Source organism: Calidifontibacillus erzurumensis, from assembly GCF_013303125.1.
Classification (GTDB): Bacteria; Bacillota; Bacilli; order Bacillales; family Bacillaceae_J; genus Calidifontibacillus; species Calidifontibacillus erzurumensis.
Window position 1 is genome coordinate 227,534 of record NZ_JABTTE010000001.1, and the last position, 20,912, is coordinate 248,445.

20 protein-coding genes and 2 pseudogenes are annotated in these 20,912 nt (G+C 37.2%); 21 read left to right on the forward strand and 1 reads right to left on the reverse strand.

The annotated features are described in order from the left end of the window. Nucleotides 1-2: 2 nt before the first annotated feature. The 19 genes from spoIIIAG to HR057_RS01335 all read left to right on the forward strand — a co-directional run bounded on the left by spoIIIAG (nt 3) and on the right by HR057_RS01335 (nt 19,057). Nucleotides 3-680: a stage III sporulation protein AG gene (gene spoIIIAG / locus HR057_RS01245; RefSeq protein WP_173729567.1), complete on the forward strand. Its 678-nt coding sequence runs from the start codon at nt 3-5 to the stop codon at nt 678-680. Next, nucleotides 680-1,249, forward strand: a complete 570-nt coding sequence (locus tag HR057_RS01250; RefSeq protein WP_173729568.1) for a SpoIIIAH-like family protein — start codon at nt 680-682, stop codon at nt 1,247-1,249. The genes spoIIIAG and HR057_RS01250 overlap by 1 nt, the downstream gene beginning before the upstream one ends. Nucleotides 1,250-1,474: 225 nt before the next feature. Then, nucleotides 1,475-1,999 carry an acetyl-CoA carboxylase biotin carboxyl carrier protein gene (gene accB / locus HR057_RS01255; RefSeq protein WP_173729569.1) on the forward strand — a complete coding sequence of 175 codons (525 nt, stop codon included), beginning with the start codon at nt 1,475-1,477 and terminating at the stop codon, nt 1,997-1,999. A gap of 14 nt (nt 2,000-2,013) precedes the next feature. Continuing rightward, nucleotides 2,014-3,372: an acetyl-CoA carboxylase biotin carboxylase subunit gene (accC, locus tag HR057_RS01260; RefSeq protein ID WP_173729570.1), complete on the forward strand. Its 1,359-nt coding sequence runs from the start codon at nt 2,014-2,016 to the stop codon at nt 3,370-3,372. Between the two features lie 37 nt (nt 3,373-3,409). Then, nucleotides 3,410-3,811 carry an Asp23/Gls24 family envelope stress response protein gene (locus HR057_RS01265; protein ID WP_173729571.1) on the forward strand — a complete coding sequence of 134 codons (402 nt, stop codon included), beginning with the start codon at nt 3,410-3,412 and terminating at the stop codon, nt 3,809-3,811. A 118-nt stretch (nt 3,812-3,929) separates the two neighbouring features. Further along, complete coding sequence (gene nusB / locus HR057_RS01270; RefSeq protein WP_173729572.1) at nt 3,930-4,358, forward strand: transcription antitermination factor NusB; 429 nt, start codon at nt 3,930-3,932, stop codon at nt 4,356-4,358. After that, a complete protein-coding gene (gene folD / locus HR057_RS01275; protein WP_173729573.1) occupies nt 4,339-5,199 on the forward strand; it encodes a bifunctional methylenetetrahydrofolate dehydrogenase/methenyltetrahydrofolate cyclohydrolase FolD in 861 nt (286 codons plus the stop codon). The genes nusB and folD overlap by 20 nt, the downstream gene beginning before the upstream one ends. Beyond that, on the forward strand, nt 5,196-6,572 hold the full coding sequence (gene xseA / locus HR057_RS01280) for an exodeoxyribonuclease VII large subunit (RefSeq protein WP_173729574.1): 1,377 nt from the start codon (nt 5,196-5,198) through the stop codon (nt 6,570-6,572). The genes folD and xseA overlap by 4 nt, the downstream gene beginning before the upstream one ends. Further along, entirely contained in the window at nt 6,544-6,786 is a 243-nt protein-coding gene (locus HR057_RS01285) for an exodeoxyribonuclease VII small subunit (RefSeq protein ID WP_173729575.1), read from the forward strand. The genes xseA and HR057_RS01285 overlap by 29 nt, the downstream gene beginning before the upstream one ends. Next, nucleotides 6,783-7,667, forward strand: a complete 885-nt coding sequence (locus HR057_RS01290) for a polyprenyl synthetase family protein (protein ID WP_173729576.1) — start codon at nt 6,783-6,785, stop codon at nt 7,665-7,667. Before HR057_RS01285 ends, HR057_RS01290 begins: the two co-directional genes overlap by 4 nt. A gap of 710 nt (nt 7,668-8,377) precedes the next feature. Further along, nucleotides 8,378-8,971, forward strand: coding sequence for a CNNM metal transporter family protein (locus HR057_RS01295; RefSeq protein WP_173729577.1), 594 nt, complete (start codon nt 8,378-8,380; stop codon nt 8,969-8,971). A 15-nt stretch (nt 8,972-8,986) separates the two neighbouring features. Further along, complete coding sequence (dxs, locus tag HR057_RS01300) at nt 8,987-10,891, forward strand: 1-deoxy-D-xylulose-5-phosphate synthase (RefSeq protein ID WP_173729578.1); 1,905 nt, start codon at nt 8,987-8,989, stop codon at nt 10,889-10,891. Nucleotides 10,892-10,894: 3 nt separating this feature from the next. Further along, entirely contained in the window at nt 10,895-11,716 is an 822-nt protein-coding gene (locus HR057_RS01305) for a TlyA family RNA methyltransferase (protein ID WP_173729579.1), read from the forward strand. A gap of 138 nt (nt 11,717-11,854) precedes the next feature. Further along, nucleotides 11,855-12,304: a transcriptional regulator AhrC/ArgR gene (ahrC, locus tag HR057_RS01310; protein ID WP_173729580.1), complete on the forward strand. Its 450-nt coding sequence runs from the start codon at nt 11,855-11,857 to the stop codon at nt 12,302-12,304. 22 nt (nt 12,305-12,326) lie between these two features. After that, the gene (gene recN / locus HR057_RS01315) at nt 12,327-14,066 is read left to right on the forward strand and encodes a DNA repair protein RecN (protein WP_173729581.1); all 1,740 of its coding nucleotides are present in this window, start codon (nt 12,327-12,329) and stop codon (nt 14,064-14,066) included. 129 nt (nt 14,067-14,195) lie between these two features. Next, on the forward strand, nt 14,196-15,494 hold the full coding sequence (gene spoIVB / locus HR057_RS01320) for a SpoIVB peptidase (RefSeq protein ID WP_173729582.1): 1,299 nt from the start codon (nt 14,196-14,198) through the stop codon (nt 15,492-15,494). Nucleotides 15,495-15,705: 211 nt separating this feature from the next. Continuing rightward, nucleotides 15,706-16,494: a sporulation transcription factor Spo0A gene (gene spo0A, locus HR057_RS01325; RefSeq protein WP_173729583.1), complete on the forward strand. Its 789-nt coding sequence runs from the start codon at nt 15,706-15,708 to the stop codon at nt 16,492-16,494. Between the two features lie 462 nt (nt 16,495-16,956). Beyond that, nucleotides 16,957-17,313, forward strand: coding sequence for an endonuclease domain-containing protein (locus HR057_RS01330; protein WP_173729584.1), 357 nt, complete (start codon nt 16,957-16,959; stop codon nt 17,311-17,313). Between the two features lie 352 nt (nt 17,314-17,665). Then, nucleotides 17,666-19,057, forward strand: a complete 1,392-nt coding sequence (locus tag HR057_RS01335) for an aspartate kinase (RefSeq protein ID WP_173729585.1) — start codon at nt 17,666-17,668, stop codon at nt 19,055-19,057. Nucleotides 19,058-19,096: 39 nt separating this feature from the next. Here the strand turns inward: HR057_RS01335 and HR057_RS01340 are convergent, their stop codons facing one another. Further along, nucleotides 19,097-19,345 (reverse strand): DUF2627 domain-containing protein, encoded by a 249-nt coding sequence (locus HR057_RS01340; RefSeq protein WP_173729586.1) that lies wholly within the window; start codon nt 19,343-19,345, stop codon nt 19,097-19,099. A 188-nt stretch (nt 19,346-19,533) separates the two neighbouring features. Here HR057_RS01340 and HR057_RS01345 point away from each other — a divergent pair. After that, nucleotides 19,534-20,670 (forward strand): annotated as a pseudogene (locus tag HR057_RS01345) (sigma-54 interaction domain-containing protein); the annotation flags it as partial. A 99-nt stretch (nt 20,671-20,769) separates the two neighbouring features. Beyond that, nucleotides 20,770-20,907 (forward strand): annotated as a pseudogene (locus tag HR057_RS17340) (helix-turn-helix domain-containing protein); the annotation flags it as partial. Nucleotides 20,908-20,912 lie beyond the last annotated feature (5 nt).

The window sequence follows — 20,912 nt, forward strand, 5'->3', positions numbered from 1 at the left end:
AAATGAGTAATAAGAAAAAAGACTTTGGAAGTTGGTTGAAGGGTTTGTTTTCGAAAACAGCAGAAGGTGAAGAGAAACGGAAGGATCAAAACTATCAAAAATATTTGTTCCTCCTCCTAGCCATTGGTATTGTATTCATGCTCATAGGTAATTTATTCCAGACAAAATCTTCAACGGAAAGGACGGTCGACCAGCCGAATGATGAAAGTACTGTAGAAAAAGATGTGGCTGTATTTGGACAAAAAAAATCAGAAGGGTCTAGTCAAATAGCAGACTATGAAGCTCTTTATGAAAATCAGTTGAAAGAAGCACTTGAACAAATTCAAGGTGTTTCAGATGTGACAGTCATGGTAAATCTAGATGCAACTGAAACGAGCGTCCTTGAAAAAAATACGGTTATTCAAAGTCAACAAACCGATGAAGTGGACCGCGAAGGCGGAAAGAGAACGATTGAGGATATGTCTCGTGATGAACAGGTTGTCATTCTTCGCAATGGTGAACAAGAAACACCGATCGTCCTTCAAACTAAAAAACCTGAAATAAGGGGAGTTCTTATAGTTGCAAAGGGTGCTGAAAATATAAAAGTTAAACAAATGATTGTTGAAGCTGTTACAAGAGTGTTGGATGTGCCTAACCATCGTGTTTCTGTATTGCCGAAAAAAACGAAGGGGGAATCATAATGTTGTTAAAGAAGCAAACAGTTTGGTTGTTGACAATGGTTAGTTTAGTAATTGTTTTGTCTGTATTTTATATTACTTCACCAATGGAGCCTTCCAATGAAATGTCATTAGTGACGTCTCAAGAAGATGTGAAAAAAGATGAAGGAACTTCAAATGAGGGTATTGATGTTTCTATTGAGGAAATGGAAGATGGCACAAAAACAGCAGGGACTGCTTCAGATGATTTATTTACTGCTTTACGTTTGGAAATCGATGAGCAGCGTTCAAAGGCAAAAGAAGAATTGCAAGCGATTGTTGCTTCTAGTGATGTAACAGCAGAAAAACGGAGTGAAGCTTTGGATAAAATGGAAGAACTGCAAACATATGCTGCTAAAGAAGCAATTCTAGAAACGATGATTTTAGCAAATGAAAATTATGCTGATGCTCTCGTTAAGGCTGAAGAAGATCAAGTGCGCGTCATAGTGAAAGCGAAGGAACTTTCAAGGTCAGCAGCCAATGAAATTATGCGATTAGTTCATGATGAACTAGGACCGAAAAAAGTAGCAGTTGAATTTCAGCCAATTAAATAACTTTGGGGTGAAAAGCGAACTGGGATTCCGGTTCGCTATTTTGCTTATAAAATTTTGTCGTAAATTTTAAAAAACTGTCAAAATATTACGAATCTAAAAATATATTGTTGAATTTAAAAATGCACTTATCGTATAGTAGTGTATGTGGAATGGCAATGACTAAAATGTCTTAAAAAACATTTCATTTTATTAAAATTCTTAATAGGGGTAAAGGAGTGTACTGTTTTGTTAAAAGTCCAAGAGATTAGAGAACTTATTAAATTGCTTGATAGCACTTCTATCAGTGAATTAACTTATGAAGAAAAAGATTGCAAAATTAAACTTCGCAAAGGTGCTCTTTATAGCACTGTTCAACCAGAAGTAGTTGTACAAGCTGTACCACAACAAGCGCCTGCTGTGCCGGTTCAAACTGCTGCGGTAGCTCCAAAAAATGAAGCTCCAACACCAGAGGTAAAAGAAGAGCCTGCAAAAGTTGAAGAAAAACCAAGTGCAAATATTGATGCTGAAGGTTTACACAAAATCGTTTCACCAATGGTAGGTACTTTCTATGCTGCACCAGCACCAGATGAGCCTCCATATGTGAAAGTTGGAGACAAAATTAATCCAGATACGATCGTATGTATCGTTGAAGCAATGAAATTATTCAATGAGATTGAAGCAGAAGTAAAAGGAGAAATTGTTGAAGTATTGGTAAACAATGGCCAGCTAGTTGAATATGGTCAACCATTATTCCTTGTGAAACCAGAATAAGGGGGCGGCTATAAGTGATTAAAAAGCTATTAATTGCAAATCGAGGAGAAATAGCTGTCCGTATTATTCGTGCATGTAAGGAATTAGGAATTGAAACGGTAGCTGTTTATTCTGAAGGGGACAAAGATGCTTTACATGTGCAATTAGCTGATGAAGCTTATTGTATTGGACCTGTAGCTTCAAAAGATAGCTATTTAAATAAAACAAATTTGATAACAATTGCGAAGCTTACGAATACGGACGCCATCCATCCAGGATATGGTTTCTTAGCCGAAAATGCTGATTTCGCTGAACTTTGCCGCGACAGCAATGTCATTTGGGTTGGTCCAAGTCCTGAAGCGATTCAAGCGATGGGTACCAAGGATGTTGCCCGCGAGACAATGAGACAAGCTGGTGTTCCAGTTGTTCCTGGTTCAACTGGTATCGTTGAAACGATTGAAGAAGCAAAAAAAGTGGTGGAAGAGGTTATCGGCGGGTATCCGGTGATCATTAAAGCAACTGCTGGCGGCGGCGGTAAAGGAATCCGCGTTGCCTATAATGAAGAAGAATTGATTAAAGGAATAAATGTTACTCAAAAAGAAGCAGCAGCTGCTTTTGGAAACCCAGGTATTTACCTTGAAAAATATATTGAAGACTTCCGCCATGTTGAAATTCAAGTATTGGCAGATAATTACGGGAATGTAATCCATTTAGGAGAGCGCGATTGCACTGTACAGCGTCGCATGCAAAAATTGCTTGAAGAAACACCTTCTCCAGCCATTGATGAAAAGTTGAGAGCAGAAATGGGAGAAGCAGCTGTTAAAGCGGCAAAAGCCGTTAATTATTCCGGTGCAGGTACAATTGAATTCATTTACGATTATCGTAATAAAAAATTCTATTTCATGGAAATGAATACCCGGATTCAAGTTGAACATCCGGTTACTGAAATGGTAACGGGTGTTGATTTGATTAAATGGATGATTCGTATTGCCAATGGAGAAAAATTAACGATTAAACAAGAAGATGTGAAATTTGAAGGCTGGGCAATCGAATGCCGGATCAATGCTGAGAACCCTGACAAAAATTTCATGCCTTCACCAGGCGAAGTCAAAATGTATTTGCCTCCAGGTGGCTTTGGTGTCCGTGTTGATTCTGCTGTATACCCAGGCTATAAAATTCCGCCATACTATGATTCAATGGTTGCAAAACTCATTGTTCATGGATCTACCCGTGAAGAGGCAATTGCTAGAATGAAACGGGCTTTGAGCGAATTTGTCATCGAAGGTATTGACACAACTATTCCTTTCCATCTACGATTATTAAACCACGAGAAATTTGTGGAAGCTGACTTTAACACAAAATTTCTTGAGAAGTATGATTTAACAAAGAAATAGTAATACTTAGTGAATGAATGGGAAAGGAGCTGTCCGTATGGCTGAAAATCAACTAATTGACATGACTGAGCATTCTACGAGTTTCGGTAAGGTAGAAATTGCTCCTGAAGTAATTGAGGTAATCGCTGGTATTGCTTCATCAGAAGTGGAAGGAGTTGCCTCTATGAGGGGGAATTTTGCTACTGGCGTTGCGGAAAAACTTGGTAGAAAAAGTCATGGCAAAGGCATTAAAGTCGAGCTTGGTGATGAAGGCATTAAGATTGATGTTTATGTTGTTATGCATTTTGGGGTATCGATTCCGGAAGTGGCTAGAAAAATTCAAGATAATATTCGTCAAGCGCTGTTCAATATGACAGCTTTAGAAGCTAATGAAATTAACATTCATGTAGTTGGCGTCCAATTTGAACAAAAAGCTGAAGAAGATCAACAATTACTTTAATAAAATGATTATCATAATAGCCAAGGGGGAGAATGCCCTTTGGCTTTTTCTATTGTTAAAAAAAATGTCGGTTTGTGGTATCATTTTTCTATACTGCTGAAAGGAAGATGTTTTTTACATGAAAAGAAGAACAGCGAGAGAAAAAGCGTTGCAATCTTTATTTCAAGTTGATTTGAGTAAAATTGAACCACAACAGGCGATACGGAATGTTTTGGGCGACAAATCAGGGGACCTCTTTTTAGAAAAACTAGTGTTAGGAACGACGGAAAACCTTGCTGCTATCGATGAGGTCATAAGCAAAAATTTAGAAAAATGGACAATCGAACGTTTAGGGAATATTGATCGGACCATTTTACGCTTAGCGACCTATGAAATGCTTTATTTAGAAGATATTCCATACAACGTTTCGATTGACGAAGCAATCGAACTTGCGAAAAAATTTGGTGATCAAAATTCAAGCAAATTTATTAATAGTGTTTTATCTAAAATTAAACAAAATATTGAGACTAAGCTAGGAGGAACAACGAATGACAGCAAAAATAATTAGCGGAAAAGAAATTGCAACACAATTAAGACAAGAAATGAAAGAAGAAGTTGCAAAACTAAAAGAGAAAGGAATCGTACCTGGACTTGCAGTTATTTTAATCGGTGATGACCCTGCATCTCATTCTTATGTAAAGGGTAAGAAAAAAGGTTGCGAAGAAGTTGGTATTTATAACCGATTGATCGAACATCCAGCAACGATTACTGAAGAACAATTACTAAATGAAATTGATCAACTCAATGAAGATGAAAGTATCCATGGAATTTTAGTTCAGTTGCCTTTACCAAAACATATTGATGAAAAGAAAGTAATCGAAAGGATTTCACCGGAAAAGGATGTTGATGGCTTCCATCCTATTAACATCGGTCGAATGATGACTGGACAAGAAGCATTTATTCCTTGTACACCATATGGTATTTTAAAAATGGTTCAACTTCAAAACATCGAAATAGAAGGCAAACATGTTGTAGTCATTGGCCGAAGCAATATTGTTGGGAAACCAGTTGGACAATTGTTTTTAAATGAAAATGCCACTGTTACATACTGCCATTCTAAGACGAAAAATCTTAAAGAAATGACAAAACAAGCAGACATCCTTATTGTCGCTGTTGGTAAAGCCAATTTTATTGGAAAAGATTACATTAAAGAGGGTGCTGTTGTTATTGATGTAGGTGTCAATCGTCTTGAAACAGGAAAATTGTGTGGGGACGTCATTTTTGAAGAAGCAAAAGAAGTTGCTGCATACATAACACCAGTTCCTGGAGGCGTCGGTCCGTTAACGATTACAATGCTTTTATATAATACGATTGAATCTGCAAAACGATTTTATGGTGTTCGTTCATGACAGAGCAAAGATTTTTGACTGTGACAGCTTTAACAAGATATTTAAAAAGAAAATTTGAGATGGATCCACATCTTCAAGATGTATGGATTAAGGGTGAGCTGTCAAATTTTAAATGGCACAGCCGCGGTCATATGTATTTTACATTAAAGGATGAAAATGCCCGGATTCAATGTGTCATGTTTGCTGGTGATAACCGCCGGCTAACATTTAAGCCGGAAGATGGAATGAAAGTACTGATCCGTGGTGAGATTGCTATTTATGAAGCATATGGTCAATATCAGCTTTATGTAAAAGAAATGGAGTTAGATGGAATTGGTAATCTTTTTTTAGCGTTTGAAGAATTGAAAAAAAGGTTAGAGCGTGAAGGTTTATTTGACCAACAAAAGAAAAAGCCAATTCCAAAATTTCCTGAACATATTTGTGTCATAACATCACCTACTGGTGCTGCGATTCGAGACATTATAACGACAATTAGAAGGCGTTACCCAATCGTACGCATAACGATTTTACCTGTTCTCGTTCAAGGAGAAGAAGCTGCCTCTTCAATAGCGAACGCCATACGATATGCGAATATGATCGGCACTTTTGATGTGATAATATCTGGGCGTGGCGGAGGTTCGATTGAAGATCTTTGGCCTTTTAATGAAGAGATCGTTGCAAGGGCCATTTATGAATCAGAAATTCCGATCATTTCGGCAGTAGGACATGAAACGGATTTTACGATTGCCGATTTTGTAGCGGATATGAGGGCTCCAACACCAACGGCTGCAGCTGAACTAGCAGTCCCTCATATTGAAGAGCTGCTTGAAAAAGTGGGGGTCTGCCGTGTTAGGCTTATGAGGGCAATGACTGAAAAAATAACAATTGCAAAAAAAAATCTACAGCATCTACAAAAATCATATGCCTTCCGGTATCCGCGGCAGCTTCTCAATCAAAAGGAGCAAGAATTGGATCGGCTGATTGATAGACTAACAAAAGAAGTAACAAGAAAATTTGAAGCAAAAAAAGAAAAGTTTGAGCATTTGTATGTGAGATTAAAAAAAGCGCATCCAGCCAATCAAATTGTTCGTGAAAATGAACGCTTGGCAAAAATTGTACGTCAACTGGAAAGGGCAGGAATAAAGCAATTAAATAGCAAACAAATGCAGTTAAATCATCTACTTGCAAAGTTGAATGCTTTAAATCCTTTGAAAGTAATGGAACGAGGGTATAGCCTTGCTTATCGGGATGATAAAAAAATAATTAAGTCCATAACCCAAGTTGAACCAGGTGATAAAATTAAACTTTTTTTAACGGACGGGAACGTTGATTGCCAGGTTTTAGGGAAAGAGGAGAGTGACAGTGGTGAACGAAGAAATAACATTAAGCTTTGAACAAGCAATGAAAAATCTTGAAGAAATCGTTGAAAAATTGGAAGAAGGCGATGTACCGCTAGAACAGGCAATCGTTTATTTTCAACAAGGGATGAACTTATCGAAAATTTGTCATGACAAGCTCCAGCATGTAGAGAAACAAATGGAGCAAATTCTTCTCGAAGACGGCGAAATCAAGCCTTTTATATTGGATGAAGACGGGGGAGAATCATGACCAATTTATTAAAAAACTATTTATTTGAAAAAAAGCAATGGATTGATCAAAACTTGCCATTGTATATTGAAAAAATTGAAGCACCTGATATCTTAAAAGAGTCTATGATTTATTCACTAGAAGCAGGTGGAAAAAGAATACGTCCCATTCTCCTTTTTGCAACGATAAATGCATTAGGGATGGATGAAAAAAAAGGTTTAGATGTTGCATGTGCTCTAGAAATGATTCACACTTATTCACTGATTCATGATGATCTCCCAAGTATGGATGATGATGATTTGCGTCGTGGTAAGCCAACGAATCATAAAGTTTATGGGGAAGCAATTGCCATTTTGGCTGGAGATGGATTGCTTACACATAGCTTTGAAGTAATAGCTGAATCACAAGAGCTTGCAGACGAGATGAAAGTAAAAATTATCTCCCAACTTGCAAAAGCAGCTGGTCCAGCTGGAATGGTTGGCGGCCAAGTCGCTGACCTATTAGGAGAAAATAAAACATTAACCGTTGAAGAGCTTGAATATATTCATGAACATAAGACTGGGAAGCTGCTTCGATTTGCAGTGGTTGCCGGTGCCATCATTGCAGGGGCAAGTCCTGAACAGCTCCGGTGTCTTGATCTCTTTGCAAAACATTTAGGCTTAGCTTTTCAAATTAAAGATGATATTTTAGATGTAGAAGGCAACGTCGAACAAATTGGAAAACCAGTTGGCAGTGATGAAGGAAAAGCGAAAAGCACATATCCAAAATTACTTTCACTTGAAGGCGCCAAAAAGATGTGCAATGAACAATTAGAATTGGCAAAGTATTGGTTAGACCAGGCAAATGTGGAAAAGGAATTATTGCTTGAAATCGCTGATTTTATTGTAAAACGTGATCATTGAGCATTTATTTTTTTTATGATATCATAAAACTAACGATGGAGTGGTGCAGTATTCTAGTCAGTCTACTAACTCTGAAGGCGGGCCTAAAAATCCGCTAAAGGGCACATCGATGAAGTTCCTTGTGTTGGCTTGAGGCGCCCAGCCTTGGGTTGATGCTGGGAGTTAAGGTCGAAGGGCGATCCACAAAGGCATGTGGGCGTTGACCCTTCTTCCGCGGAGGCCCATTTTCGTAGGAAGCTCTTACTAATCTTCCTATGGGATGGGGTATGAACCTGTCTTTGCAAAGCGGGAAGTTTTGCAGGCAGCGTAGCCTGCCTTGAGTGGGGTTAGAGGGGATTATGGTTAAAGCATAAGGTCAAGAGTTGGCCACTCTGACGCTTATTGGACGTGTCCATATGAAATCTACCCTGCAAAAGAGGCTAGGAGTTAGTTAAAGACTGTTGAGGAAAACTCCTAGACTGTTCACTCGTGACATATATTGAGGATTATAGTGCGGACTAAGTGGCAATCCAGTCTAGCTGATGGCGACACAGCTAAGGTAGGTTTAAAGGGAAACCGCCAGAGTGGCAACACTCGGTACTTACTTGGGAAAACCTACTGGACCTAAGCCGCAATTTTTACTCAATATATGGCCACTCCGCATACATAAATTGATTTCGGTTAAAATTTATTAACATAGATTTTTGCTTTCAAGGAGATTTTTTCTTAAAATGAACCTTTTTCATAAATCGATACGATTCAGTTTAGGAGTTGCCGTTATCACGTTTGTGTTAGCGGCTATTTTTTCAATTATTTCCACGATGATGCTTAGTGGTGTAAAATGGGGATTAGGCATGTTCATTGTTTTCCTCATCGTCTTGGTGGGGATTTTCTTTGATATTCTTGGTATAGCGGCTACAGCCGCTGATGAAACACCATTTCATGCCATGGCATCGAAAAAAGTCAGAGGCGCAAAGCACGCAATTTTAATTACAAGGAATGCTGATCGTTTTGCGAACTTTTGTAATGATGTAATTGGAGATATTTCAGGGATTATTAGTGGGACAGCTTCAGCGATCGTAATTATTCAAATTACGATAGGATTCGGTTATTCAGAGGATTCCTCGTTTCAAAACATAATTTCCGTTGTTTTTACAAGTATTGTAGCGGCTTTGACTGTTGGCGGGAAAGCTTTTGGAAAATCATTTGCTATTCGCTATTCAACGGAAATTATTTTTCGTGTAGGCCAACTATTATTCCAACTTGAAGATAAATTTAAAATTAAACTATTGAAAGCCGAAAAAAGACGCAAAGTTAAAAGATGAAAGTGAGTTGCTATCATGAATTTAGAGATGATCAAAGATCCTAAAATGATCAAAAATCTAACAATCGATGAACTTGAAGAACTTGCCCAAGCGATCAGGCATTTTCTTGTAGAAAAGCTTTCAAGAAGCGGCGGTCATTTAGGTCCTAACCTTGGCGTTGTTGAATTAACTCTAGCACTTCATAAAGTATTTGACAGCCCTAAAGATAAATTTCTTTGGGATGTAGGACACCAGTCTTACGTTCATAAAATTTTAACCGGCCGAGCTGATCGCTTTGATACTTTAAGGAAGTATAAAGGAATGTCCGGATTCCCAAAAATGAGTGAATCAGAGCACGATGTCTGGGAAACGGGCCACAGTTCAACATCATTGTCAGGGGCAATGGGAATGGCAATCGCCAGGGATCTTAAAGGAACAAATGAAAAAATTATACCAATTATTGGTGATGGTGCTCTTACGGGAGGAATGGCACTCGAAGCACTCAACCATATTGGTCATGAAAAAAAGGACATTATCGTCATTTTGAATGATAATGAAATGTCGATTGCACCGAATGTTGGAGCGCTCCATCATATTTTAGGACGGCTTCGAACAGCAGGAAAATACCAATGGGTAAAAGATGAGTTGGAATATTTAATGAAAAAGATTCCTGCTATTGGCGGGAAGCTTGCGGCAACAGCTGAGCGGGTGAAAGATTCATTAAAATATTTACTTGTTTCCGGTGTGTTTTTTGAAGAATTAGGCTTTACGTATTTGGGGCCGGTTGATGGGCATAATTTTCAAAATTTGATTGAAACATTCCAACTTGCCAAAAAAACGAAAGGTCCTGTTCTTGTCCATGTAATTACTAAAAAAGGGAAAGGGTATAAACCAGCAGAAATGGACAGGACTGGTACATGGCATGGGGTTGGACCGTACAAGATTGAATCAGGGGAAGGAATTCAACCTGTGAACACAGCTCCTGCATGGAGTAAAGTGATCAGTGATGCTGTATTAAAACTAGCGCGCAAGGATAAAAGAATTGTTGCTATAACACCTGCAATGCCTGTAGGTTCACAGCTGCTTGATTTTGCGAAAGAATTACCGGACCGTTTCTTTGATGTAGGAATTGCTGAACAGCATGCGGTGACAATGGCAGCAGGTTTAGCTACGCAAAAATTCAAACCATTTTTAGCTATTTATTCGACATTTTTACAACGCGGGTACGATCAAGTGCTTCATGATGTATGTCGTCAAAATTTGAATGTATTTTTCGGAATTGACCGTGCTGGCCTAGTAGGAGCAGATGGAGAAACACATCAAGGCATTTATGACATTGCTTTTTTACGGCATATCCCGAACATCGTCATAATGATGCCAAAAGATGAAAATGAAGGACAGCATATGGTTTATACGGCCATTAAATATGACAAAGGACCGATTGCCCTTAGATTCCCTCGCGGAAACGGACTAGGGGTTGAAATGGATGATGAATTTAAAGAAATTCCGATTGGAACATGGGAAGTATTAAAAGATGGTAACGATGTGTCTATTCTTACTTTTGGAACGACGATCGAAATGGCACTTGAAGCAGCAAAACTGCTTAAGAAACATGGAATTATGGCAAAAGTGGTGAATGCCCGATTTATAAAGCCGCTAGATGTGACAATGCTTCATAATATTTTAAAGACAGGAATGCCGATCGTAACGATTGAAGAAGCTGTTCTAGAAGGCGGTTTTGGGAGCGCTATCCTTGAGTTTGCCCATGATCATCAGTATTATGATGCAAAAATAGCTCGAATGGGTATTCCAGATCGTTTTATTGAACATGGCAGCGTCAATAAATTATTAGAAGAAATCGGACTAACAACAGAAAAAGTTGTCGAAACCGTTTTAGATCTTCGCCAAAACAAAAGAATCATTAAACAACAAAGGGCTTGAAAGATGAGTATGAAAAAAGAAAGAGTCGATGTCTTGCTCGTTGAGCGGGGCTTAGTTGAAACAAGAGAGAAAGCAAAAAGAGCAATCATGGCTGGCTTAGTTTATACAAATGGGGGGCGTATTGATAAACCAGGAATGAAAGTAGATATTGATGCGCCCCTAGAAGTAAAAGGTGAAGTGATGCCTTATGTTTCAAGAGGCGGCTTAAAACTTGAAAAAGCTATTAATGAATTTCATCTTGATTTGCGTGATAAAATCGTATTAGATATAGGGGCATCAACTGGTGGTTTCACCGATTGTTCATTGCAAAACGGTGCGAGACTCATCTACGCACTTGATGTTGGCTATAACCAACTTGCTTGGAAGCTGAGGCAAGATGACCGTGTCATCGTAATGGAGAGAACAAATTTCCGCTATTCTACAGCAGCCGATTTTCAATATGGCTTGCCAAACTTTGCAACAATCGATGTATCATTTATTTCGTTGAAATTGATATTACCGGTATTAAAAACGGTTATTGCAAATGGCAGTGATATTGTCTGCTTAGTGAAACCACAGTTTGAAGCTGGTAAAGAAGAAGTTGGAAAAAAGGGTATCGTTAAAGACCGAAAAGTCCATGCAAGGGTGCTGAATGATATCATTGATTTTGCGAAAAATCTTGGTTTTCAAATTAAAAATGCTTCGTTTTCCCCAATTACCGGAGGAGAAGGAAATATAGAGTTTTTATTACACTTGTATTGGGACGAAAGCGGAGTTTCTCAAGATAATATAAATATAGATACGGAAAAAATTGTGCAATCTGCCCATGAAACATTAAAGGAATGAATCATTTATGAAAGGGTAACAAAATTGTTATCCTTTTTCATTTTTATAAGACTTTTTTGTTCGCATGTACAATTTTATAAAAATCGGCTAACATAAATGTATAAGTTTTAAGTGTAATCGATAGGTGGTGGTTAATGAATGAATAAGGGGCAGCGTCATATAAAAATTAGAGAAATCATTACAAATCATGAAATTGAAACACAAGATGAACTGGTCGAGATTTTAAAAAATGAAGGATATAATGTCACGCAAGCAACCATTTCAAGAGACATAAAAGAATTGCATCTTGTTAAAGTACCTCTTGCTGATGGACGTTATAAATATAGCCTGCCGGCAGATCAACGGTTCAATCCGTTGCAAAAATTGAAAAGAGCATTGGTAGATGCATTTGTCAAAATCGATTTTACAAACAACCTTATTGTGATGAAAACGCTACCTGGTAATGCGAATGCGGTGGCTGCTTTAATTGATCATCTAGATTGGGATGAGGTGCTAGGCACGATTGGTGGAGACGATACGATCTTAATTATTTGCAGAACAGCGGAAGATTCAGAAAAAATAACAAACCGCTTTTTAGATATGCTTTAATCATGTAAAAGGTGTGACCATTATGTTAGCAGAATTATCAATCAAAAATTTTGCAATCATTGAAAGTTTGGCGGTGTCATTCCAAAAGGGGTTAACGGTTTTAACAGGAGAAACAGGAGCAGGTAAATCAATTATTATTGATGCCATAAGCTTGCTTGTTGGAGGCAGAGGCTCCTCGGAATTTGTACGGCATGGTGCAAAAAAAGCAGAAATTGAAGGGTTATTTTTACTTGACTCTGATGATCACCCATGTATTGAAAAAGCATTTGAACTTGGAATTGAAATTAGCGATGGGATGGTTGTCATCCAAAGGGAAATTTTGGTCAATGGAAAAAGTGTATGTCGCATTAACGGAAAATTGGTGACGATTGGAATCTTACGGGAAATCGGTCGGACATTGGTTGATATTCATGGTCAGCATGAACATCAAGAATTAATGAATGTAGAGCGTCATTTGCCTCTAGTTGATCAATTTGATGAAAAAAATACGAACCTTGCCATTGAGGAATACCAGCGTTTATATAAACAATTTTTACAAATTAAAAAACAGCTAAAAGCTTTAAACGAAAATGAACAGAAGATGGCCCACCGCCTCGATTTAATTCAATTCCAACTTTCAGAAATTAAAAATGCGAATTTAGAACCGGGCGAAGAAGAAAAATTACTAGAAGAAAAGCTTCAACTTACAAATTTTGAAAAAATTCATCGGGCTGTCGAAAGAAGTTATGTTGCTTTAACTGGTGAACAACATGGCTTAGATTGGATTGGTCTTGCAATGAGCGAGCTTGAAGATGTAGCTTCTTTAAATGATTCGTTAAAATCGATTTATGAAAATGTTTCGAGTAGTTTTTATCTTTTGGAAGAAGCGGGATCTTCCTTGCGAGACCAACTTGACTTAATGGAATATGATCCTGCTCGTCTAGATTTTTTGGAAACACGGTTAAATGAAATTCGCTTTTTAAAGAAAAAATATGGGCAAACCGTTGAAGAAATTTTAGAATATGCAGCGAAAATTGAAGATGAAATCGATCAAATTCAAAATCGAGAAGTTCATGTCGACCGCTTAAAAAAGCAGCTTCAAGATGTACAAAAAGATTTGCTTCTTGAAGCGGAACATTTATCGAATATTAGAAAACAAATTGCACAAAAACTTAAAGATGAAATTCATAAAGAATTAAAAGATTTACATATGTCAAAAACGATATTTGAAATCGACTTTTCTTTATCGGAAGGAAAAGAGGACGGACAAACTGTTCATTTTCAAGGCCGCCCAATTGAATTTCTCGAATCCGGGATCGATGTAGTCGAATTTTTAATTTCAACAAATCCAGGCGAACCGCTCAAGCCTTTGTCAAAGATTGCCTCAGGGGGAGAAATGTCAAGAATTATGCTTGCATTAAAATGCATTTTCTCCAAACAACAAGGGATTACTGCTATTATTTTTGATGAAGTTGATACAGGAGTAAGTGGCCGTGTCGCTCAGGCAATGGCTGAAAAAATATATAAAATTTCCCAAGGATCACAAGTTTTATGCATCACCCATTTACCACAAGTAGCAGCGATGGCTGATACACATCTTTACATTTCTAAACAGACGAAAGATGGACGAACCTTTACCTCCATTACTGAACTAGATGATCATGCAAAAATAAAAGAAGTTGCCCGAATGATTTCCGGCGTTGAAATAACGGAGTTAACAAAACAACATGCAAGCGAGCTTCTCGAACTTGCAAAACAAACGAAAACTGAAGCATTAACTTAAAATGCAAAGCTATCCTTGTTTGGATAGCTTTTTTAATTGAGAACAGTTATAAATGAAACCGATGAGGGCAAAATTATAATTGTACCCATGAAATTATGGTGTGGGATTGGAGCGAGGAGAGTGAAATGATTGAAGCTGGATTTGATTAGAAAAATAGTTGGGTTTATTCTCCTTGTTCTTTTAATTGGTGTTGGTTTTCTAAAACCAATTCAAGAGTATATTTCCATTCCGAAAGAAATTATACTCTTTGAAGGACAAGAAGCAACGGTAACATCATTACCAGTTTTTTCACAATCTAAAACGAATGCCATTTATTCAATTGCAGAAAATGGTGATGCAAAGACGCTTTCTATAAAAGGGGAAGAAAGCGGTGAAGAAAAAATGTTACTTGAAATGGCAGAATTCCCTATAAAAAAAGTTGATATAAAAGTATTACCAGATATAAAAATCGTTCCTGGAGGACAATCGATCGGTGTTAAATTAAATACACTTGGTGTATTAGTCGTCGGTCACCATTTAATCGAAACAGAACAAGGTCCGAAATCACCGGGAGAAGAAGCAGGAATTAAGGTTGGTGACATTATCATGGAAATAAACGGCCAGCCAATCCAAGAAATGACCGAAGTTTCCCCTCTTGTTGATGAAGCTGGCGAAAAAGGAAAACCTTTGCAATTAGTCATCTTAAGAGATAATAAAAAATTTGAAACAGAACTAAAGCCGTTGAAAGCAAAACATGAAAACAGCTATCGAATGGGGCTGTTTATAAGAGATTCAGCCGCAGGAATCGGTACAATGACATTTTACCACCCGGAAACAAAAAAATACGGTGCACTTGGTCATGTAATTTCAGATATGGATACGAAGAAGCCAATTGTCGTCCATGATGGACAAATTGTCCGATCGACCGTAACATCCATTGAGAAAGGTGCGAATGGAAATCCTGGTGAAAAATTGGCTCGATTTTCAAATGAAAAAGATATTATTGGGAATATTACCCGCAACAGTCCGTTTGGAATTTTTGGCGAATTAACAAAAGAGATTAAAAACGGTATTATGGATGAACCAATGCCAATTGCTTTGGCGAGTGAAGTAAAAGAAGGGCCAGCAAAAATATTAACGGTTGTTGAAGGCGATAAAGTGCAGGAATTTGATGTAGAAGTGGTTAGCTCTGTACCGCAGAAATTCCCTGCTACAAAAGGATTGGTTATTAAAATATCCGATCCGGAACTATTAGAAAAAACAGGTGGAATTGTTCAAGGAATGAGCGGTAGCCCAATCATTCAAGACGGTAAAATTATAGGTGCTGTTACCCATGTGTTTGTCAACGACCCAACAAGCGGATATGGGGTTCATATTGAATGGATGTTAAATGAAGCAGGAATTGATATTTATGAAAAAAACGACAAAACAGAGAAAAAAGCGAGCTAAATTACAGCTCGCTTTTTTGATTTTATTCGACAAATTTTGTAGATATTATTGTCAAATTACGAAAAAAGTCGAATGGAAGAGAAAAAAGAAGAAAAATAGAGATAATGAGGAATTTTCAATATTTTTTTGATTATTTAAAGGATTTTCCGTTGCATTGTCGAAACTTTCAGTTAGAATAAAATTAGAGAAATAAACGAGGAGGAAGTTTGTTGTGTTAAAGAAAATTAAAGTTTGTCTGGTTGATGATAACCGCGAATTAGTTTCTTTATTAGAAGATTATTTATCCAATCAGGATGATATAGAAGTAATTGGTGTCGCATATAACGGTCAAGAATGCTTAACATTATTGGAAAGCCATGACCCAGATGTTTTAGTATTGGATATTATCATGCCACATTTAGATGGATTGGCAGTCCTTGAAAAAATGAAGGAATTGCCTAAATCCACACTTCCGAATGTTATTATGTTGACTGCATTTGGACAGGAAGATGTTACGACTAAAGCCGTAGAGCTTGGGGCATCATATTTTATTTTGAAACCATTTGATATGGAAAATTTAGTTAACCATATTCGTCAAGTATCGGGTAAAACAACGACTATTGTTAAGCGCCCAACTGTCACAAGACCTGTTTCAGAGCCAAAAGCTAAAAGTCTAGATGCAAATATTACAAGTATTATACATGAAATTGGCGTACCTGCACATATTAAAGGGTACTTATATTTACGTGAAGCGATTTCAATGGTCTACAATGATATCGAATTGTTAGGATCGATAACAAAAGTATTATATCCAGATATTGCTAAAAAATATAACACAACCGCATCCCGGGTTGAGCGGGCAATCCGTCATGCAATTGAGGTGGCGTGGAGCCGCGGTAATATCGAATCCATTTCGAACTTGTTTGGCTATACAGTTAGCATGTCAAAAGCAAAACCAACAAACTCCGAGTTTATTGCTATGGTTGCCGACAAACTCCGTTTAGAACATATGGCTTCTTGAGAGGGCAAGAACCCTGGTAAAGCAAATTGTAAATGATTAAAGTAGGTAATGTGAATTTTCGCATTAGTGACCAATAAACTTTTAATTTTGTACGAACGCTAATAATAAAGCTATAAAAAGGCATCATTTATTTATGGGAATCCCATATATAAGTGGTGCTTTTTGTTTTGATTGATTTTGTGCTAATGAATAACTCTTTTTTTGTTTATTTTTATAAAACTTGGAAAATTGAATTATTAAGGGTACACCATACTTCTACCAGTATTTTTCGGCGAAGGGGGAGAAGGGGAAGCAAGTAGTTTTGCACAGCATCTTGTTATTTTGAATCTGCATATTATAATTAATTTTTACTTTGACATAAGACATAACTTATTGTATATGACTATTGAATTTGAGTAATAAATATTTTATATGATGGGTAAAACGTAACTACACAGTCAATACCTACGGCAGGAGGTGTCAATGTACATAGATTATATTGTATTTTTCGGTTTAATACTGGTCGGTATTATAGTTGTAATGATTGCACCTAAGAGGTCAACTACAATTAATTATGAATTAAAGAAAACTGAATCGCCAATAGAACGCAAATTATACCGAGCCTTATATCTAAACGGTTATAATGTAATAACGCAGTACCGAATAGGTCCATATAGAGCTGATTTATATTTGCCTGCATATCAATTAGTTATCGAATGTGATGGTAAACAATGGCATGGTCCAGATCGAAAAAGATGCCACCGTAAAAGAGACAATTTTATGCAAAGTAGGAGTTATCAAGTAATACGTTTTACTGGCAGCGAAATAAATCGTAATTGAGGTTACGTTTTAAGACGAATTGATGCTGGAAGAAATTGTCAGATCTAGCAGTCGGCTTAATCTATCCTATACCGTTCAACATCTTTTAATGATAATGATTCGTGGTGAGTAGTCTATAAGAAAATAGAAAACAGCGAATTATAGAACTCAATCCTTTTTTAAAGTTAAGAATCTAATTGACCTGCTCAATTTATGCTGAAAATATTCAGCATAAATTCCATCACAACAAACAAGGTGGCCAATTAATTAACTTATTTATCTGAAATTTTCATTGCAGGATTTGCTTTAGTCCTTTAAAATATATACCAACATCAAAATAGTATTGATTAAATAAATAGGTGGTTGGGAAAAGATGAAAGTTGCAAAATTTGGTGGAACTTCTGTAGCAAGTGCTGAACAACTAAAAAAAGTAGCTAATATCATTAAAGCAGATCCTGAGAGAAAAATAATTGTCGTTTCTGCTCCCGGGAAAAGATTTAAAGAAGATACAAAGGTAACGGATTTGCTAATCGCTTTAGGGGAACGTGCTCTTAAAGGCGAAAGTACTGATGAACAATTAACTGCGATTATTAATAGATACAAGGACATAGCTGAAGATTTAAACCTTTCAAAAGAAATCGTTGATGAAATTGCAGAAAATTTGAAAGAACTTGTGAATTCAGACTGCTCTAACAAAGAACGGTTTATGGATCGGTTAAAAGCGAGCGGAGAAGATAATAATGCGAAGTTGTTTGCCAATTATTTAAATTCAATTGGCATTGCTGCGTCTTATGTAAATCCGAAGGAAGCGGGCATTATCGTAACAGATGATCCAGGAAACGCTCAAACGTTGCCAGAAACTTATGAAAATCTAAAAAAATTAAAAGATCGCAAGGAAGTTCTTGTAGTACCAGGCTTTTTTGGGTTCTCTCCTGAAGGAAATTTAGTTACATTTTCTAGAGGCGGTTCCGATATAACAGGATCGATTTTGGCAGCTGGTGTGGATGCTGAACTATACGAAAATTTCACGGATGTAGATTCCGTCTTTGTTGCTAATCCGAATATCGTGGAAAATCCAAAAGAAATTAAAGAACTGACTTATAAAGAAATGCGCGAACTTTCTTATGCGGGGTTTTCTGTATTTCATGACGAGGCTCTTATTCCAGCATTCCGTGCCGGCATCCCTGTTTGTATTAAAAATACAAATAATCCGTCAGCTCCTGGCACATTAATTGTTGCAAAAAGAGATTATTCTAAAGAGCCTGTTGCAGGTATTGCGAGTGATACAGGCTTCTGTAGCATTTATGTAAGTAAATACTTAATGAACCGGGAAATTGGCTTTGGACGTCGTTTGCTGCAAATTTTAGAGGATGAAGGGATTTCTTATGAACATATGCCTTCAGGTATTGATGATACATCGATTATTTTGCGGGAAAATCAATTAACCCCTGAGAAAGAAGAGCGCGTATTAAAACGAATTAAAACGGAATTAAACGTTGACACAATTTCTATTCGTCATAATCAAGCAGTAATCATGGTTGTGGGCGAAGGAATGACTAGCTATATCGGTATTTCAGCAAAAGCGACTGCTGCTTTTGCACGTGCAGGTGTTAATATTGAAATGATTAATCAAGGTTCATCAGAAGTCAGCATGATGTTTGCTGTTGCTGCTGAGGATGCACCGAAAGCGGTACAAGCGCTTTACAATGAGTTCTTTGCAAATACAAAAGAGCAGGAAATGCCGCTCGTATTAGAAATGAAATAATTATAAAATAAAAATTGGCGCATGAATATTTTCATGCGCCTACTCTATTTTGCCCTCTTTTTGAAAACGAGGCTGCAATTTTTTTCTTTTTTTATCCCGATGAAAAATAAATCCAGCAACAAAAAAAAGCCCTAGCAAAAACAATAATAGACCGATGACAAATTGCAGCCATAAAAATGGAATATGAAATTGGGTGATGCCAAAAAGTGTGTCACGCATTAATTTAAAACCTAAAACTGCTAAAAAACCGGGTATAGCGACGATTAATAAAGCAATGAAACGGCTCATTTTTAAATTCCTTTCGTAAAACTTACGATGTTAATTATACCATGAAATATTATGAAAGAAATAAGAAGAAAAGATTGATTTTTTTGCCATATTTAGAGAAGATAAGGGTACTGAACAATTTTGCATGATTGACCAAACAGGAGTGAAAGAAAATGCAAAATGTCAATCCATCCGATTTACACGCAAAAATGTTAGAAGCGATCATTCAATCTTCCGATGAAGCAATTTCTGTCGTTGACGAACATGGGAATGGCATCATGATTAATCCTGCATATACCCGTTTAACTGGGCTGACGCGCGAACAAGTTGTTGGAAAGCCTGCGACTGCCGATATATACGAAGGGGAAAGCATGCATTTAAAAGTTCTTAAGACGAAAAAACCGGTGAGAGGAGTCAGGATGAAAGTTGGCCCCAATCGAAAAGATGTCATCGTAAATGTCGCACCGATTATCGTAGATGGTGTCTTAAAAGGAAGCGTTGGTGTGATCCATGACGTATCGGAGATACAATCGTTAACCGAAGAACTTCAAAAAGCGAGACAAATTATCCGAACATTAGAAGCGAAATATACGTTTAGTGATATTATTGGATCTTCGGAAGAAATGCAACTCGCAATTGAAAAAGCGAAATTAGGGGCGAAAACGCCGGCGACCGTGCTTTTGCGAGGTGAATCTGGTACAGGGAAAGAGCTTTTTGCCCATGCGATTCATAATGAAAGCAACAGAAAATACAATAAATTTATACGTGTAAACTGTGCTGCTATTTCTGAATCATTGTTGGAAAGTGAATTGTTCGGCTATGAGGAAGGAGCATTTTCTGGAGCGCGCCGCGGAGGGAAGCGGGGTTTGTTCGAGGAAGCGAATAATGGCAGTATTTTTCTAGATGAAATCGGTGAATTGTCTCCGGAAACACAAGCAAAATTACTAAGAGTGTTGCAAGAGAATGAAATTGTTCGTGTGGGGGGAACAAAAGCAATCCCAATTAACGTTCGTGTCATTGCAGCAACAAATATAAATCTTGAAAAGGCGATGGCTGAAGGAAAATTTCGAGAAGATTTATACTATCGTATTAATAAATTGCCCATACATATTCCACCGCTGCGTGACCGAAAAGATGATATTCCATTGTTAGTTCGACACCTTTTGCAGAAAATTAATCAAGATTATGGTCGTAATGTGGAAGGATTGACAGATGCTGCACTCCGTTATTTACAACAATACCATTGGCCTGGTAATGTTCGGGAGCTAGAAAATATTCTCGGCCGGGCGGTCATATATATGCATTTTAATGAAACGATGATTGATGTTCACCATATTCCTACTTTAGAAGCGGAAATCAATCAACAAAAAAAAGATGAACTTCCGATGTTCATTGATTTGGATGGAGGAAATAAAATAAAATTAGCAGATATGATTGAACAGTTTGAAGCAAAAATCATTCATGCTGCATTGAAAAAAAATAAAGGGAATAAAACTGAGACAGCTAGGCAATTAGGAATTTCTCTCAGAAATTTGTACTATAAAATTGAAAAATATAATCTTGCAAATGATAGCGTGCAATAAATTGC

Coding starts and splice junctions, on each gene's coding strand:
- spoIIIAG (WP_173729567.1), top strand. CDS start 3: ATGAGTAATAAGAAAAAAGACTTTGGAAGTTGGTTGAAGGGTTTGTTT.
- HR057_RS01250 (WP_173729568.1), top strand. CDS start 680: ATGTTGTTAAAGAAGCAAACAGTTTGGTTGTTGACAATGGTTAGTTTA.
- HR057_RS01265 (WP_173729571.1), top strand. CDS start 3,410: ATGGCTGAAAATCAACTAATTGACATGACTGAGCATTCTACGAGTTTC.
- nusB (WP_173729572.1), top strand. CDS start 3,930: ATGAAAAGAAGAACAGCGAGAGAAAAAGCGTTGCAATCTTTATTTCAA.
- folD (WP_173729573.1), top strand. CDS start 4,339: ATGACAGCAAAAATAATTAGCGGAAAAGAAATTGCAACACAATTAAGA.
- xseA (WP_173729574.1), top strand. CDS start 5,196: ATGACAGAGCAAAGATTTTTGACTGTGACAGCTTTAACAAGATATTTA.
- HR057_RS01290 (WP_173729576.1), top strand. CDS start 6,783: ATGACCAATTTATTAAAAAACTATTTATTTGAAAAAAAGCAATGGATT.
- HR057_RS01295 (WP_173729577.1), top strand. CDS start 8,378: ATGAACCTTTTTCATAAATCGATACGATTCAGTTTAGGAGTTGCCGTT.
- dxs (WP_173729578.1), top strand. CDS start 8,987: ATGAATTTAGAGATGATCAAAGATCCTAAAATGATCAAAAATCTAACA.
- HR057_RS01305 (WP_173729579.1), top strand. CDS start 10,895: ATGAGTATGAAAAAAGAAAGAGTCGATGTCTTGCTCGTTGAGCGGGGC.
- ahrC (WP_173729580.1), top strand. CDS start 11,855: ATGAATAAGGGGCAGCGTCATATAAAAATTAGAGAAATCATTACAAAT.
- recN (WP_173729581.1), top strand. CDS start 12,327: ATGTTAGCAGAATTATCAATCAAAAATTTTGCAATCATTGAAAGTTTG.
- HR057_RS01330 (WP_173729584.1), top strand. CDS start 16,957: ATGTACATAGATTATATTGTATTTTTCGGTTTAATACTGGTCGGTATT.
- HR057_RS01335 (WP_173729585.1), top strand. CDS start 17,666: ATGAAAGTTGCAAAATTTGGTGGAACTTCTGTAGCAAGTGCTGAACAA.
- HR057_RS01340 (WP_173729586.1), bottom strand. CDS start 19,345: ATGAGCCGTTTCATTGCTTTATTAATCGTCGCTATACCCGGTTTTTTA.